The organism is Nitratidesulfovibrio oxamicus (assembly GCF_015731765.1).
GTDB classification, from domain to species: Bacteria; Desulfobacterota; Desulfovibrionia; order Desulfovibrionales; family Desulfovibrionaceae; genus Cupidesulfovibrio; species Cupidesulfovibrio oxamicus.
In genome coordinates, this window is sequence record NZ_VRYY01000520.1 from 1 (window position 1) to 1,545 (window position 1,545).

The 1,545-nt window shown below is 66.6% G+C and carries 2 protein-coding genes; both read left to right on the forward strand.

Annotated elements, in window-relative coordinates; translation table 11 throughout:
- Positions 1–403 (forward strand): orotidine 5'-phosphate decarboxylase / HUMPS family protein (locus FVW20_RS14855; protein ID WP_196610217.1); only part of this gene is annotated, 403 nt, incomplete at its 5' end.
- 224 nt (positions 404–627) lie between these two features.
- Positions 628–1,524, forward strand: coding sequence for a tetratricopeptide repeat protein (locus FVW20_RS14860; RefSeq protein WP_196610218.1), 897 nt, complete (start codon positions 628–630; stop codon positions 1,522–1,524).
- Positions 1,525–1,545 lie beyond the last annotated feature (21 nt).

The window sequence follows — 1,545 nt, forward strand, 5'->3', positions numbered from 1 at the left end:
CGGGCACGGGATTGCCCCGATCCTGCTGGGCGTCACCGTGCTGACCAGCGTGGCCCCGGGCGAGTTGCCCGGCGGGGCCGATCCTTCCGCCGAGGCTGCCCGCCTGGCCGTGTGTGGCCGGGAGTGGGGGCTGGGCGGCGTGGTCTGCTCCGGATACGAGGCCGCGGGCATCAAGCAGCGTTGCGGGCGCGATTTCATCTGCCTGACGCCGGGCATCCGGCCTGCGGCCCCGCAGGGGAGCGGTTCCGGCGGTGACGACCAGCGCCGGGTGATGACCCCGACTGAGGCCGTGCGGGCTGGTTCCGACTACCTGGTGGTGGGTCGCCCGGTGACCGGTGCGGCAGGACCAGACGGTCCGGCGGAAGCGGCGCGGCGCATCCTGGCGGAAATGCGCGGGGCCTGATCCCGTTGGGGCAGAACGGCAAACGCCGCATGGCGCGGACGATGGCGGCGCTGCAGGCGACACGCGATCTCAAGGCATGGCGGTTGTTGCCGATATGTGAGAAAAGGGGGATAATGAAAGCTGGTATGGTCGCGCGCGGCGCGGTCGACCTGACGCGCGCGGCGGGCACCTGTTCCGGATGACAGGGCCGATGCCAGACATGCGCCCCCTGCTGGAGGCTTGAGATGACCGACGTGACCCGCGACGACCCGATCCCCACCGCTCCTGCGGCGCATGCCCCGCAGGGCAGCCAGCGCGGCAGGGAACGCATCAAGGGCGTGTTCTCGACGCAGGACGTGAAGAAGGTGGGCACAGGCACCACCACCCGCAAGACCATCCAGAAAGGCTTCTGGTACGCCGAAGAAACCGAGAAGGGGGATGTGGAAGTACAGCCCCTGAACAACAACTATGTTCCCTCGGGTCCCAAGCGGCGCATCACCATGGACGAACTGCTGGAAAAGTTCGCGCCGGAGCCGGAATTCTACGTCCAGACCGTCTTTCCGCGCATGCGCGAACTGAACAAGACCGTGGCCCGCGCCGACCGCCACCGCCAGAAGGGCGAGACCTTCAGCGCAGAATACGAGTACGACAACGCCCTGCAGGTGGACGACGAGAACGTGCGCGCCAACTTCGGGCTGGGGCTGACCTATCTTTCGCGCGGCGAGACGGGCAAGGCCGACGACATCTTCGAACGGCTGGTGAAGCTGGAGGCCGCCTTTGACGAGGAGCACAAGCACCTCTTCAACGAATTCGGCATCAATCTGCGCAAGAACCAGATGTTCGACCAGGCCGTGGCCTACTACACGCGCGCCCTTGAACTGACTCGCAAGGACGAGAACCTGCACCTGAACATGGCCCGCGCCATGCTGGAAAAGAAGAACTTTTCCGGTACCGTGGAACATGTGCTGAAGGCGTTGGAAATCAACCCCGCCATTGATGCAGGGATCAAGTTCCTGCAATGGATGCAGGCCAAGAAACTGGTGCCCGCCGAACAGCAGGACGCCGTGCGCGAGGTGCTGGCCCGTATTGCCGGGGGGGGCAAGGCACCGGCAGCCGACGCCACGGGCGGAGGCGGGTCGTGAGCCCCGCCAGCGGCGCGGGGG